The 14,074-nt window shown below is 71.9% G+C and carries 9 protein-coding genes and 2 pseudogenes; 4 read left to right on the top strand and 7 right to left on the bottom strand.

What is annotated here, in order from left to right; genetic code table 11:
• Positions 1 to 2: 2 nt before the first annotated feature.
• Positions 3 to 1,088 carry a recombinase RecA gene (recA, locus tag QQK49_RS06240; RefSeq protein ID WP_284303190.1) on the bottom strand — a complete coding sequence of 362 codons (1,086 nt, stop codon included), beginning with the start codon at positions 1,086 to 1,088 and terminating at the stop codon, positions 3 to 5.
• Between the two features lie 468 nt (positions 1,089 to 1,556).
• On the opposite strand from recA, the gene QQK49_RS06235 reads away from it, so the two are divergent.
• Positions 1,557 to 2,756, top strand: coding sequence for an SLC5/6 family protein (locus QQK49_RS06235; protein WP_284303189.1), 1,200 nt, complete (start codon positions 1,557 to 1,559; stop codon positions 2,754 to 2,756).
• Between the two features lie 48 nt (positions 2,757 to 2,804).
• Here the strand turns inward: QQK49_RS06235 and QQK49_RS06230 are convergent, their stop codons facing one another.
• On the bottom strand, positions 2,805 to 3,041 hold the full coding sequence (locus QQK49_RS06230) for a DUF3046 domain-containing protein (RefSeq protein ID WP_284303188.1): 237 nt from the start codon (positions 3,039 to 3,041) through the stop codon (positions 2,805 to 2,807).
• 86 nt (positions 3,042 to 3,127) lie between these two features.
• On the opposite strand from QQK49_RS06230, the pseudogene QQK49_RS06225 reads away from it, so the two are divergent.
• Positions 3,128 to 8,101 (top strand): annotated as a pseudogene (locus QQK49_RS06225) (Lhr family helicase).
• Positions 8,094 to 8,966 (top strand): Fpg/Nei family DNA glycosylase, encoded by an 873-nt coding sequence (locus QQK49_RS06220; RefSeq protein WP_284303187.1) that lies wholly within the window; start codon positions 8,094 to 8,096, stop codon positions 8,964 to 8,966. The pseudogene QQK49_RS06225 and the gene QQK49_RS06220 overlap by 8 nt, the downstream one beginning before the upstream one ends.
• A gap of 107 nt (positions 8,967 to 9,073) precedes the next feature.
• Here the strand turns inward: QQK49_RS06220 and QQK49_RS06215 are convergent, their stop codons facing one another.
• The 4 genes and pseudogenes from QQK49_RS06215 to rimO all read right to left on the bottom strand — a co-directional run.
• Positions 9,074 to 9,382 carry a helix-turn-helix domain-containing protein gene (locus QQK49_RS06215; RefSeq protein ID WP_284303186.1) on the bottom strand — a complete coding sequence of 103 codons (309 nt, stop codon included), beginning with the start codon at positions 9,380 to 9,382 and terminating at the stop codon, positions 9,074 to 9,076.
• Positions 9,383 to 9,466: 84 nt separating this feature from the next.
• Positions 9,467 to 9,964, bottom strand: coding sequence for a CinA family protein (locus QQK49_RS06210; RefSeq protein ID WP_284305836.1), 498 nt, complete (start codon positions 9,962 to 9,964; stop codon positions 9,467 to 9,469).
• A gap of 55 nt (positions 9,965 to 10,019) precedes the next feature.
• Entirely contained in the window at positions 10,020 to 10,481 is a 462-nt protein-coding gene (locus QQK49_RS06205) for a CDP-alcohol phosphatidyltransferase family protein (protein ID WP_431310573.1), read from the bottom strand.
• Between the two features lie 70 nt (positions 10,482 to 10,551).
• Positions 10,552 to 11,958, bottom strand: a pseudogene (gene rimO / locus QQK49_RS06200) (30S ribosomal protein S12 methylthiotransferase RimO); the annotation flags it as partial.
• Positions 11,959 to 12,050: 92 nt separating this feature from the next.
• On the opposite strand from rimO, the gene QQK49_RS06195 reads away from it, so the two are divergent.
• On the top strand, positions 12,051 to 13,157 hold the full coding sequence (locus QQK49_RS06195) for a dipeptidase (RefSeq protein ID WP_284303185.1): 1,107 nt from the start codon (positions 12,051 to 12,053) through the stop codon (positions 13,155 to 13,157).
• A gap of 1 nt (position 13,158) precedes the next feature.
• On the opposite strand, the gene QQK49_RS06190 is transcribed toward QQK49_RS06195, so the two are convergent.
• The gene (locus QQK49_RS06190; RefSeq protein ID WP_284303184.1) at positions 13,159 to 14,016 is read right to left on the bottom strand and encodes a hypothetical protein; all 858 of its coding nucleotides are present in this window, start codon (positions 14,014 to 14,016) and stop codon (positions 13,159 to 13,161) included.
• Between the last annotated feature and the right edge of the window lie 58 nt (positions 14,017 to 14,074).

The raw sequence follows: 14,074 nt of genomic DNA, 5'->3' as shown, positions 1-14,074 counted from the left end.
CCTCAGAAGGAGACCGGCGCCTCGGCCGGGGCCGCCTCGGTCTCGGCCTCGGCCGGCTCCGCCTGAGCCGCCTCGCCGATGCCGAGCTTGGCGAGGATCTTGCGCTCCAGCTCGTCGGTCAGTTCGGGGTTGTCCTTGAGGAAGGCGCGCGCGTTCTCCTTGCCCTGACCCAGCTGGTCGCCGTCGTAGGTGTACCAGGCTCCGGACTTGCGGACGAAGCCCTGGTCGACGCCCATGTCGAGCAGACCACCCTCGCGGGAGATGCCGTGCCCGTAGAGGATGTCGAACTCCGCCTGCTTGAACGGCGGGGAGACCTTGTTCTTGACGACCTTGACGCGGGTGCGGTTGCCGACGGGGTCGGTGCCGTCCTTGAGGGTCTCGATCCGGCGCACGTCGAGACGCACCGAGGCGTAGAACTTGAGCGCCTTACCGCCGGTGGTGGTCTCGGGCGAGCCGAACATGACGCCGATCTTCTCGCGGAGCTGGTTGATGAAGATCGCCGTGGTGCCCGAGCTGTTGAGGGCACCGGTGAGCTTGCGCAGGGCCTGGCTCATGAGTCGGGCCTGCAGACCGACGTGGCTGTCGCCCATCTCGCCCTCGATCTCGGCGCGCGGCACCAGGGCCGCCACGGAGTCGACGACGATGATGTCGAGCGCGCCGGAACGGATGAGCATGTCGGCGATCTCGAGTGCCTGCTCACCGGTGTCGGGCTGGCTGACCAGCAGCGCGTCGGTGTCGACACCGAGCTTCTTGGCGTAGTCGGGGTCGAGCGCGTGCTCGGCGTCGATGAATGCGGCGATGCCGCCCGCCTTCTGGGCGTTGGCCACGGCGTGCAGGGCCACGGTCGTCTTACCCGAGGACTCGGGGCCGTAGATCTCGACGACGCGACCCCGCGGGAGGCCGCCGATGCCGAGGGCGATGTCGAGGGCGATGGACCCGGTGGGGATGGTGCCGATCGGGGGACGGACGTCGTCGCCGAGTCGCATGACGGCGCCCTTGCCGTAGCTCTTCTCGATCTGGGCCATCACCGTGTCGAGTGACCGGGTCTTCTGGTCGGCGTTCTTCTGTTCTGTCGTCGCTGCGGCCATGGCCGTGCACCTACTCTTTCGTCTCGTGTCGGGCGCGCCCACCGACGACCCGCGCGGTGCTCCCGCGTCAGGTCGGACGCTAGATGCCCGCACCGACAACCCTTCGCGAGCCCGGGGAGGCCTGTGGAAGACGTGTGCGGATCGGACACCTGGGGATGACCCTAACGAACAGGTGTTCGATCCCGCGAGAGGCCCGCCGCAACACGCCGACGAAATCGGTCCGTGTTCACGCCCCTGCCGGGCCCCGATCGCTTCGCGATCCCCGACGAGGGACGAATCACATTGCTCCCGAACCACATCCCCACGGCGCGTCCTTCGCTAGCGTCGCAATATCCGATCCCGAGACGAAGGAGTCTTGTCATGCCCACCGCAGCTGGCCGCACCGGAGGACCGGAGGGATCGTAATCCGACACGGCCACCGATCCGGGCCCCGACCCCGGCCGGTGGAACCGCCACGACACCACGTGGATGCTCAGCCTGGTCGGCACGGCGATCGGCGCCGGAATCCTGTTCCTGCCCATGAACGCCGGGATCGGTGGGTTGTGGACCCTGATCATCGTGACCGCGCTGGTCCTGCCGATGACCTACCTGTCGCACCGCGGTCTGTCCCGGTTCGTCTGCGGCTCGGGCACGCCCGGCAGTGACATCACGACGGTCGCGCGGGAGTACTTCGGGGTCGTCCCCGGCAAGATCGTGACGGTCCTCTACTTCTTCTCGATCTACCCCATCGTCCTCATCTACGGCGTCAGCATCACGAACACGGTCGACAGCCTCATGGTCAATCAGCTCGGGATGCCCTCCCCGCCGCGGTGGCTGCTCGCCGGAGTGCTGGTGGCCCTGTTGACGGCCGTGATGGTGGCCGGGGAGCGGACGATGCTCATCGTCATCCAGTGGATCGTGTGGCCGCTGGCCGCCCTCCTCATCGGCACGTCGCTCTACCTCATCCCCCACTGGAGCCTCGACGGACTGACCGCCGTGCCCTCGCTGCCGAGCGCCGGCGCCACGATCTGGGCGACCATCCCCGTCCTCGTGTTCTCGTTCAGCCACGCCGCGGCCATCTCGCAGTTCTCCCTGGCCCAGCAGCGCGCCTACGGCCCGGAGGTCGCCCCGCGCAAGGCCGGCGCGATCCTCCGGGTCACCTCGATCGGCCTGGTCGTGTTCACGATGAGCTTCGTGTTCTCCTGCACGTTCGCTCTCGGCATCGACGGCCTGGGTGACGCGGCGGCCTCGAACCTGCCCGTCCTGTCCTACCTGGCCAACGTCCTGCACAACCCCGTCATCAGCTATCTCGGGCCGGTCATCGCCATCGCGGCGATCTCCTCCTCGTTCTTCGGCCACTACCTCGGTGCCGCCGAGGGTGCGGCGGCCATCGTGCGGGACGTCCTCGGCCGGTCCCGTGCGCCCATCTCCGAGGGCAGGATGAAGATCGGCGTCGCGCTGTTCATCTTCGTCACGACGTGGCTGGTCGCGGTGGTCAACCCGAGCGTGCTCACCCTCATCGAGACCATCTCCGGACCGATCATCGCCTCGATCCTCTACCTCATGCCGATGTACGCGATCCACAAGGTTCCTGCCCTCGAGGCCTACCGCGGGCGGCTGAGCAACGTGTTCGTCACCGTGGCCGGCCTGGTGGCGGTCAGCGGCATCCTCTTCGGTCTGTTCCGCTGATTCCGCCGAGGTCCGCACGCGGTCGTCCCGGGTGCGCGCCTCGGGGACTCACTCGTCGATCGGTCCTCGACGCAACGGGCGGTCCCGTCCGAGTCGCCGCTCCTCGGGGACGGACATGTGCGCGCACACGGCCTCCCAGATGCGCCGCGGCGGGATCCCCTTCTCGAGCGCCTCGGTCGGGGTCCGCCCGTCCAGCGCGCCGATGTGTTGGGTGCCCGCCACCATCTGCGCATAGGCGTCCCCGAACTCGTCCGACATGAGCATCCAGAACTCGCTCTCCCTCACCCCGGCAGTCAAACACGGTGCGAGGACACCCTGCGGCCCGCGTGCTCGCAAAGGGTTGTCGGTGGGAGATGGCACGCTGTGCCCTGATGAACGACGACCGCGAACCAGACGTGCAGGAGCCCGCGGGAGGCGGTGGGTCCCCCGGCATCCTCGACCGGTTCTCCCCCGCCACCCGTGAGTGGTTCACGTCCTCGTTCGCGGCGCCCACCCCGGCCCAGGTGGGGGCGTGGGACTCGATCAGTTCGGGACAGCACACCCTGGTGGTGGCACCGACCGGCTCCGGAAAAACCCTCTCCGCCTTTCTCTGGGCCCTCGACCGGCTCGCCTCGACCCCGCCGCCACCGGAGCGACGTTCGCGCTGCCGGGTCCTCTACATCTCCCCGCTGAAGGCGCTGGCCGTCGACGTCGAGCGCAACCTGCGCTCACCGCTGGTCGGGATCGGGCACGCCGCGCGACGGTTGGGCCTTCCCGAGCCGGACGTCTCGGTGGCGGTGCGCTCGGGTGACACCCCGGCCGACGAGCGCCGCGCCTTCGCCCGGCGGCCCAGCGACATCCTCATCACCACACCCGAGTCGCTGTTCCTGCTGCTCACCTCCGCCGCGCGCGAGGCGTTGCGCGGGGTCGAGACCGTCGTCGTGGATGAGATCCACGCCCTCGCCGGCACCAAGCGCGGCGCTCACCTCGCCGTGAGCCTCGACCGACTCGACGCGTTGCTCAGCACGCCGGCGCAGCGGATCGGGTTGTCCGCCACCGTCCGTCCGCTCGAGGAGGTCGCCCGCTACCTGGCCGGTGGTCGGCCCGTGACCACCGTCGCGCCCCCGGCCGCCAAGCAGTGGGACCTGCAGGTGGTCGTGCCCGTGGCGGACATGGGCGCCCTCGGTGGGAGCACAGGCGACCTGTCGGGGCCGGCGGCCGGGGCCGAGGAGCGCACGTCGATCTGGCCGCACGTCGAGCATCGGCTGGTCGACCTCATCGACGCCCAGCGCTCCACGCTGGTCTTCACCAACTCCCGGCGGCTGGCCGAGCGACTCACGACGCGGCTCAACGAGATCCACGAGGAGCGCGTCGAGGGCGCCGACGCGGTGAGCGGTGAGGGCGACCGGGGCGGGCCCCCGGTCGCGCTCGGCGAGGCCGTCGACCGGCTGCGCCGCACCCCCGCCGAGATCATGGCCTCCTCCGGGTCCTCGCACGCCTCCCGAGGCACGCCGGTGCTCGCGCGGGCCCACCACGGTTCGGTCAGCCGCGAGCAGCGCGCCGAGATCGAGGGGGCGCTCAAGGCGGGCACCCTGCCCGCCGTCGTCGCGACGAGCAGTCTCGAGCTGGGCATCGACATGGGTGCGATCGACCTCGTGGTGCAGGTCGAGTCGCCACCCAGCGTGGCCGGCGGGCTCCAACGCGTGGGGCGCGCCGGTCACCAGGTGGGGGCGGTCTCCCGCGGGGTCTTCTTTCCCAAGTACCGGGGTGACCTCGTGCAGACGGCCGTCGTCGTCGAACGCATGCGGGCCGGCGAGATCGAGTCGCTGCGCATCCCCGCCAACCCCTCGACGTACTGGCGCAACAGATCGTGGCGATGTGTGCCCTGGACGAGTGGACGGTCGAGGACCTGCTCGCCCAGCTCCGGCGCGCGGCCTCGTTCGCCGACCTCTCCCCCGCGGTGCTCGAATCGGTCCTCGACATGCTGGCCGGGCGCTACCCCAGCGAGGAGTTCGCCGAGCTGCGACCACGACTCGTGTGGGACCGGCTCACCGGGTCGCTCACCGGCAGACCCGGCGCGCAGCGACTGGCGGTCACCAGCGGTGGCACCATCCCCGACCGGGGCCTCTTCGGGGTCTTCCTCGCCGGTGACGGGCCCGGACGCCGGGTCGGCGAACTCGACGAGGAGATGGTGTACGAGTCCCGGGTCGGCGACGTGTTCACCCTCGGCACGTCCGCCTGGCGCATCGAGGACATCACCCACGATCAGGTCCTCGTCACCCCGGCTCCCGGACAACCCGGCCGATTGCCCTTCTGGAAGGGCGACAGCCAGGGCCGCCCGGTCGAACTCGGGCGGGCCGTGGGCCGGTTCGTGCGCGAGATCACCGCCCTGCCCGACGACGACGCCCGGGCCCGCGCCCGCGTGGCGGGCCTCGACCCGTGGGCCGCCGACAACCTCGTGGCCTACCTGCGCGAGCAGGTCGAGAGCACGGCCACCGTCCCCAGCGACCACGACATCGTCCTCGAACGCTTCCGCGACGAGATCGGCGACTGGCAGATCGTCATCCACTCCCCCTTCGGGTCACCGGTGCACGCCCCCTGGGCGCTGTGCATCGCAGCGCGGATGCGGATGCGCTTCGGTGTCGACGTCCAGGCCATGCACGGCGACGACGGCATCGTGCTGCGTCTGCCCGACCTCGAGTTCGAGGGGTCGGAGGCCTCCGACGTGCTCGCCGAGATCGGTGACCTCATCACCCTCGACCCCGACGAGGTCACCGAGCTCGTCACCGCCGAGGTGGGTGGCTCGGCGCTCTTCGCCTCCCGGTTCCGCGAGTGCGCCGGTCGGTCCCTGCTCCTGCCGCGCCGTGACCCCGGCCGGCGGCAGGCCCTGTGGCAGCAACGCCAACGCGCCGCGCAACTGCTGGAGGTCGCCTCCCGGTATCCGGAGTTCCCGATCGTCCTCGAAGCCGTCCGCGAGTGTCTGCAGGACGTGTTCGACGTCCCGGGCATGGTCGAGCTCATGCGGTCCATCGGCGACCGCAGCGTCTCCCTGGTCTCCATCGACACGCCCCACCCCTCGCCGTTCGCCCGCAGCCTGCTGTTCGGCTACGTCGCCCAGTTCCTCTACGAGGGGGACTCCCCCTGGCCGAACGCCGTGCGGCGGCGCTGGCCCTCGACCCCACCCTGCTCGCCGAACTCCTCGGCTCCGGCGAAGGCGCGGCCCTGCGCGACCTGCTCGACCCCGAGGTCGTCGAGCAGACCGAACGCGAGTTGCAGTCCCTCGTGCCCGAGCGTGCCTGCCGTCACGCCGAGGACGTCGCCGATCTCCTCCGCCGCCTCGGCCCCATGAACGAGCGGGAGGTGGCCGAGCGCACGCGCGAGGAGGTGCGGGATCAGGTACCCGGCTGGTTGGCCGACCTGACGGCGGCGCGCCGGCTCGTGGAGGTCCGCATCGCGGGGCAGGCGCGATGGAGTGTCGTCGAGGACGCCGGTCGCCTGCGCGACGCCCTCGGCACGGCACTGCCCCCGGGCATCCCCGACGCCTTCCTCGAGCCCACGACCGATCCGTTGGGCGACCTCGTGAGCAGGTACGCCCGGGCCCACGGGCCCTTTCCCGTCGACGACGCCGCCGCCTGGCTCGGCCTGGGAACGGCCGTCGTCCGTGACGCCCTCCGCCGGCTCGTCTCGGCCGGCCGCGTCGTCGAAGGCGAACTCCGCCCGGCCGCCACCGGTACCGACTACTGCGACGCCGAGATCCTGCGACGCCTGCGTCGTCGGAGCCTCGCCACGTTGCGGGCTCAGGTCGAACCGGCCACCGACGTCGACCTCGCCCGGTTCCTCGCCGCCTGGCAGGGCGTGACCGAGGACTCCGGGCACCCCGCCCCGGTCCTGCGCGGCCGCGCCGGCCTGCTCCGGGCGATCGAGCAGCTCTCCGGGGTGCGGGTTCCCGCCAGCGCCCTCGAAGCCCTCGTGCTGCCGGCCCGGGTCCCGGGGTACACCCCGGCCATGCTGGACGAGGCCCTGGGCCGCGGCGACGTGGTGTGGCAGGGACACGGGTCGATCGCCGGCAACGACGGCTGGATCTCCCTGCATCTGGCCGACACCGCTCCACTGACCCTCGCCGGTCCGGAATCCACGACTCCGGCAGCCTCGGAGGCGGCGAGGACCGAGGGCGCCCAGGGGGCTGACGACTCCGAGAGCGCTCAGGGCGTCGGTGAGGCGAACACCGCCCAGGACGCCGGCGAGACAGCGGAGGTCGGCCGTGCGCCCGCCGCGCTCACCACGAGGATCACGCAGGTGCTCGCGACCGGCGGCGGCTACTTCTTCACCGCCCTGACCGACTCCTTGCGTGGCGCTGCGGGCACCGATGACGAGCCGCGCGACGACGCCGTCGTGCAGGCGCTGTGGGAGCTCGTCTGGTCGGGGCGGCTCTCGAACGACACGTTCGCACCCGTGCGCGCGCTGCTGGCGGGCGGGCGCGGCGCGCACAAGACCCGACGACGTCCCGGCCCGGCCCGCCTGGGACGCCGGGGAATCGGTGCCCTCGGGTCGCGGGGACTCGCGCGCACGGCCCGCTCGGCGCCCCCGCACGCCGCCGGGCGGTGGACCCTGCTCCCCGACGTCGAACCCGACGCCACGGCCCGCACCCTGGCCACGGCGGAGGTCCTCCTCGATCGCTACGGCGTCCTCACCCGCGGCTCGGTGGCAGCCGAGGAGGTCGAGGAGGCTTCTCGGCGATGTACCGGGTCCTCACCGCCGCCGAGGACGCCGGAGCCGTGCGCCGCGGGTACTTCGTCGAGCACCTCGGAGCCGCGCAGTTCGCCTCCGCCGGTGCGGTGGACCGCCTCCGCGCCCTCTCCCGCCCGGTCGGCGAGACGGCGACAACCGGCCGCCGCGCACTCGTCCTCGCCGCCACCGATCCGGCCAATCCCTACGGCGCCGCCCTCCCCTGGCCCGATCGCCGCGACGGCGGCCACCGCCCGGGTCGCAAGGCCGGAGCCCTCGTCGTGCTGCTCGACGGCCGGCTCCTGTGCTACCTCGAACGGGGCGGGCGCACCGTCCTCACCTTCTCCGGGACGGCAGCGGGCGCCGACCACCGGGACGATTCGAATCAGCATCGACCCGACGGAGATGGCGGGCACGACGGACACCTCGGATACCTCACACACCCGGACGGCTCGACGGCCGGCTGGTCGGAGGCCGCGGCGGCGCTGGTGGCCACGGTCCAGGGCGGAGCGCTCGACAAGCTCGCCGTCACCACCCTCGACGGCGAGCCGGCGCTGACCTCGGGACATCCGCTGGCGGAGGCACTCCTGGAGGCGGGGTTCCATCGGGCACCACAGGGATTGAGGTTCCGCCGTGCCTGAGGGCGACACCGTGCGGCGCACGGCGAGACGACTGCATTCCGCGCTCGCCGGGCAGCCGCTGCTGCGGGCCGAACTGCGGTGGGGTGAGTCCGACGGATCACCGCTGGTGGGGCGCCTCACCCTCGAGGTCGTCGCGCGTGGAAAACACCTCCTGCACCGCATCGAGGGCGGCTGGACCCTGCACTCCCACCTGCGGATGGAAGGAAGTTGGCGCATCACGCCCGCCTCGGCACCGGGCCCCTCCACGGGCCGGAGCGGTGGGCCCGACGTGCGCGCGGTGCTCGGCGGGCCGGAGTGGACTGCGCTCGGCATCCGCCTGGGCATGCTCGATCTCGTCCGCACCACGCAGGAGAGTGGGCTCGTGGGCCATCTCGGTCCCGACGTGCTCGGCGCCGACTGGGACGAGGATCGGGCCGTGGCCAACGTCCGCGCCTCGACGTGCACCATCGGCGAGGCGTTGCTGGACCAGCGCAACCTCGCCGGGATCGGGACGCTCTACTGCAGCGAATCGCTGTTCCTCCAGCGGATCAACCCGTGGAAACCGGTCGCCGAGCTGTCACCCGAGGCCGTGACGGCGGTGATCCGTCGCGCCCACCGGTTGCTGCACGCGAACCTCCAGCACGCGGTCCAGTCCACGACCGGCTCACGGCGCAGGGGCGAAAACGCCTACGTGCACGCACGCTCCGGACGGCCGTGCCGCCGCTGCGGGACCACGATCCGCGTGGCGATGATCGGCGACCCACCCTCGGACCGGACGATGTTCTCCTGTCTCACCTGCCAACCGGGAGAACGCCCCTCCGATCCCGGCACGCCGCAGGCCCCTCTGGGGTCCGCAGGCGGACGAGGCCGCCGCCGGAAGGGGTGAGCGCGGAGGACGAGAAGGTCACCGCCGAGCGGCGTCGTGACACCTCAGGCCGGCGCATCGGATCGACACGTCGGATCAGAAGAACGATCAGCGCAGGCAAGAACACGTCAGGCAGCGGAGACCTGGGCCTCGATACGCGGACGCACGGGCAGCGTCACCGGCGCGGCCAGCTCCACCGACTCGACCGTGGCGAAGCGCGTGGACACCTCGGCGAAGACACGCGAGAGCGGCAGTTCGAGCGCATCGCAGATGGAGGCGAGGAGTTCGGAGGAGGCCTCCTTCTCGCCGCGCTCCACCTCGCTGAGGTATCCGAGGGACACACGGGCGGCAGCGGAGACGTCACGCAGCGTGCGGCCCTGTTCCTTGCGGGACTCGCGGATCACGTCGCCCAGGTGGGCGCGCAGCAGCACGGCCATGTCGCCTCCTCTCGGCGGTTCCGGAAGTGTGGACTCACCACCAGGGTACCGGGGAGCACCGACGAGTGCCCGCCGCGACGTAGCTCAGCCAGGTGGCGTCAGCGTGTCGAGCGCGAGATTCAGCGCCGCCTCGACCGACGCGGCCCTGACCGCACCACGATCCGCTCCCTGCGACACCCGGGCCACGAGGCCGTCGACGGGCCGGACCACCGCGTCGGTCCCCCGCCGGGCGAACGCCACGAACACGGTTCCGGCGGGGTGACCGTCGGCGGGACCGGGACCGGCCACACCCGTCGTCGCCAGACCCCAGGTGGTTCCGCACGCCGCCGCGACCCCCGCGGCCATCTGAGCGGCCACCTCGGCCTGCACCGGACCGCCGGTCTCCAGCAGTGACGCGTCGACCCCCAGCAGCTCCGCCTTGAGATCGACCGCGTAGGCGACCACCCCTCCCCGCAGGACCAGCGAGGATCCGGGGACATCGGTCAGCGCCGCCAGAACGAGTCCGCCGGTCAGCGACTCGGCGACCGCGAGGGTCTCACCCCGCTCGCCAAGAACCCGCAGGAGCAGGGCGGCCGCGCTCATGCCGGGCGACCCGCGGCGACGAGCCTGCGCGCTGCGAGCACGTAGTCGATGCCGGTCACGGCGGTGACCACGACCGCCGCACCCATGACCGCGGAGGCCGCCCAGAAGAACACTCCTCCCAGCGGCGCGATGAACAGGGCGAGGGCGACGGCCTGGAGGACGGTCTTGAGCTTGCCCCCTTGCCGGCGGGCATGACGCCGTAGCGGATGACGACGAACCGCATGAGGGTGATGCCGATCTCGCGCGCGAGGACGACGATCGTCACCCACCACCACAACAGGCCGATGAGCGACAGCCCGATGAACCCGGCCCCGGTCAGCGCCTTGTCGGCGATCGGGTCGGCCATCCTGCCGAAGTCGGTGATGAGCCCCTTGCGCCGGGCCAGTTCGCCGTCGAGTCGATCGGTGATCATCGCGGCGACGAACACGGCGAACGCCCACCAGCGGTCGCCGACGTCGTGGCCGCCGTGCCGGAGCAACAGCCACAGGAACAGCGGGACCAGGAGGATCCTCAGCACCGTCAGCGCGTTCGGGAGGTTCCAGTTGCTCGGCTTGGCGGCGGGAGTGCTCACCTCGCCCCCCGAGCGGCTCGACGACGAGATCGACGCCGTCGCTCTCGACGACCCGACCGGTCACGAGGTCCCCGATCGCCGGATCCCAGGTCAGGCGGCACACACCGTCGACCTCCGGACCCTGATGGTCGGCCCGTCCGACCGTGACCCCGCGCTCACCCTCGTCCTCGTCCTCCACGCCCTCGACGAGGACGGAGACCTCCGAACCCACACGATCCGCGGCGCGCTGGCTCATCAGCTCCTCGACGAGGTCGGTGACCTCGCTCACACGTCCGGCGATGACGTCCTCGGGCAGCTTGTCCTCGAGGCCGAGGGCCTCGGTGCCGTCCTCGTCGGAGTAGCCGAAGACCCCGACGACGTCCATCCGCGCGTCGGCGAGGAAGGAGCGCAGGATCTCCACGTCCTCCTCGGTCTCGCCGGGGAAGCCGACGATGACGTTGGACCGGATGCCGGCCTCGGGCACGAGGTCGCGGATGCGCTCGACGAGGCCGAGGAAGTCCTCACGGCCCCCGAACCGGCGCATCCGCCGCAGGAGCGTGGGGCTCGCGTGCTGGAAGGACAGGTCGAAGTAGGGCACGACGCCGGGGGTCTGCGCCATGACCTCGAGCAGTCCGGGGCGGATCTCGGCCGGCTGCAGGTAGGAGACGCGCACCCGGTCCAGGCCGTCGATGGCGGCCAGTTCGGGCAGCAACGACTCCAGCAGACGCAGGTCGCCGAGGTCCTTGCCGTAGGACGTGGAGTTCTCGCTGACGAGCAGCGCCTCCCGCACGCCGTTGTCGGCCAGCCAGCGCGCCTCCGCGACGACGTCGGTGGGTCGGCGCGAGACGAAGGAGCCACGGAAGGCCGGGATGGCGCAGAAGGCGCACCGACGGTCGCAGCCACTCGCGATCTTCAGCGGCGCCCAGGGTGCGTCGCCGAGGCGGGCGCGCGGGATCTGGTCCATCCACACCCCCGGCACGACGACGTCGCCGACGGCCGCGGGGCGCTGCGTCGGCGCCAACGGCAGCAGGGTGCGGCGGTCACGAGGCACGTGGGAGGCGGGCTCGGCCCCGTCCAGGATCGCCCGGAGCTGGCCCGACATGTCGGTGTAGGAGTCGAATCCGAGGACGGCGTCGGCCTCGGGCAGCTCGGCGGCCAACTGCTCGCCGTACCGCTCGGCGAGGCAGCCGACGGCGACGACCTTCTGCGTCCGGCCGTGTTCCTTGAGGTCGGCCGTCTCGAGCAGGGCGTCGATCGAGTCCTTCTTGGCCTGTTCGACGAAACCGCACGTGTTGACGACCGCGACGTCGGCCTCGCCCGGCTCCTCGACCAACCTCCACCCGCCGGCGCGCAGACGCCCGGCGAGCTCTTCGGAGTCGACATCGTTGCGGGCACAGCCGAGGGTGACGATCGCGACGGACCCGTGCACCTCGTTCTCAGCCATGCTCTCTACTCTACGGGCGCGTAACCGTACCCGCGGCATCGCCCGGCGGCCCGCCCTGGCCACCACGACCGATCCGTGGAAGCGTGGCCCGCGTGTCTGCACCCACCGGCCCGGCCCACCTCCTGCTCGACTGTCACAACGACCTTCCCTGGCGGTGCCGGGAGCTCACCGGCGGCGACTGGCAGCGCCTCGGCCTGGACGACGCGCCGACGCACACCGACATCCCGCGGCTGCGCGCCGGCGGAGTGGGGGCGCAGTTCTGGTCGGTGTTCGTCGAGGGCACGCTGCCCGCCCACGAGGCCGTCACCGCGACGGTGGAGCAGATCGACGCCGTCCACCGCCTCGTGGCGACGCGACCGGACGTGTTCGAGCTCGTCCGCACCGCCGACGAGGTCGAACGCGCCCACGCCGCCGGTCGCATCGCCTCCCTCATCGGGGCCGAGGGCGGACACTCCATCGCCTCCTCGCTGGCGGTCCTGCGGATGCTGCACACCCTCGGCGTCGGCTACCTGACCCTGACCCACAACGAGCACCTGCCGTGGGCCGACTGCGCGGTCCGTCCCGAGAACCTCGGCGGGCTGTCCGACTTCGGGCGTGCCGTCGTCGTGGAGATGAACCGCCTGGGCATGCTGGTGGACCTCTCGCACACCTCGCCAGGCACCATGCGCGACGCGCTCGCCACCTCCGCGGCGCCCGTGATCTTCACCCACTCCAACGCCCGGTCGCTCACCGACCACCCCCGCAACGTGCCCGACGACGTCCTCACCACCCTGGCCCGCGCCGGTGGCGTCTGCTGCGCCACGTTCGTCCCCTCGTTCTGCTCCGACGAGCGCTACGCCTGGGAGCAGCACGTCGAGTCGAGTGCACAGGCGCAGGACGCCGAGCAGACCGCGGCACCCGACGTGCGCATGCCTCCGGTCGGCGTGTCCGACGTCGCCGACCACGTCGAACGACTCCGGGAGGTCGCCGGCATCGACCACGTCGGGATCGGTGGGGACTTCGACGGCACCTCCACCCTCCCCGACGGCCTGACGGATGTCAGCGGATACCCGCGCCTGTTCGCCGAGCTCACCGACCGGGGCTGGTCGGCGCCCGAGCTGGCTCGGCTCGCCGGCGGCAACGTGCTGCGCGTCATGCGTGAGGCCGAGGCGCACGCTGCCTCACGCGCCGGGGACGACCCCGGCCTGGCCACCCTCTGAGTCAGCCCGCAGTCGGTGCGGCTGCGGCGCACACACCGGAGTCGGCCGGGCCCAGACGCCCCACCAGCCAGGTCACCGACGCCGACGCCGTGGCGGCAGCCGTGGCGTGACGTCCGTCCTCGGGCTGGACCGCGACGGCCACCGCCACCTGGCCACTGGCGGAGTCGACGATGCCGAGCTGCCGCGCCAGGTACCCGTGGTCGCTCGGACCCCAGCCACCCTTGAACCTCGTGCTCGCTTCGAGCGCGCCGATCCCCCACTGCTGGTCGGGGTCGATCTTCTCCATGTCGGCGAGGACGAACTCCGTGTCGGGCAGGCACGGCAGCATCGAGGCGAAGCGTGCGGAGTCCTCCAGGAGCCAGACCGTCCGGCCGAACCCCCGCTGACGTCCCGTCGCGTCCTCGGCCGCCTGGGTGCGCTCGTCGCCACCGGCCCGCAGGACGGCCTCGGTCTTGTCCTGCGCGGCGCTCGCCGCTCCGAGGCTGCGCCACAGCGCCGTCGCGGCCTGGTTGTCCGAACGGCGGATGGCCGCACGGGTGTGGGTCTCCACGCGGATCATGGCGCGCTCATTGGAGGCGTTGGCCGCAGCGGCCACGGCGATGGGCACCTTGATCGTCGACCACGCGTCGAGATCCCTGGTCTGCCCCAGCATCTGCACCCGCTCCGGCTCCCCCACCGGCGCCCACGCCAACGCCAGACCCCCGGGGTGCTGCCCGGCGAACGCGTCGAACGCGGGTCGCAACGCCTCGGCGGTCACCGGAGCGGGCGGTTGCGGTGTCGAGGACGCTGCTCGTGCGACGACGAACGGTTCGGGCGGGATGCCGTTGCATCCGGTGAGCGCGAGGCACGCACCGGTCATGAGCAATCCCACGGCGGAGCGCGCCGATCTGCGGTGGGCCATCAGTACCGGTCGCGTC

Origin of the sequence: Mobilicoccus caccae, from assembly GCF_030161635.1 — a bacterium.
Taxonomy (GTDB): Bacteria; Actinomycetota; Actinomycetes; order Actinomycetales; family Dermatophilaceae; genus Mobilicoccus; species Mobilicoccus caccae.
The sequence above is the reverse complement of the archived record's forward strand: the minus strand, read 5'-3'. Positions and strand labels throughout refer to the sequence as shown.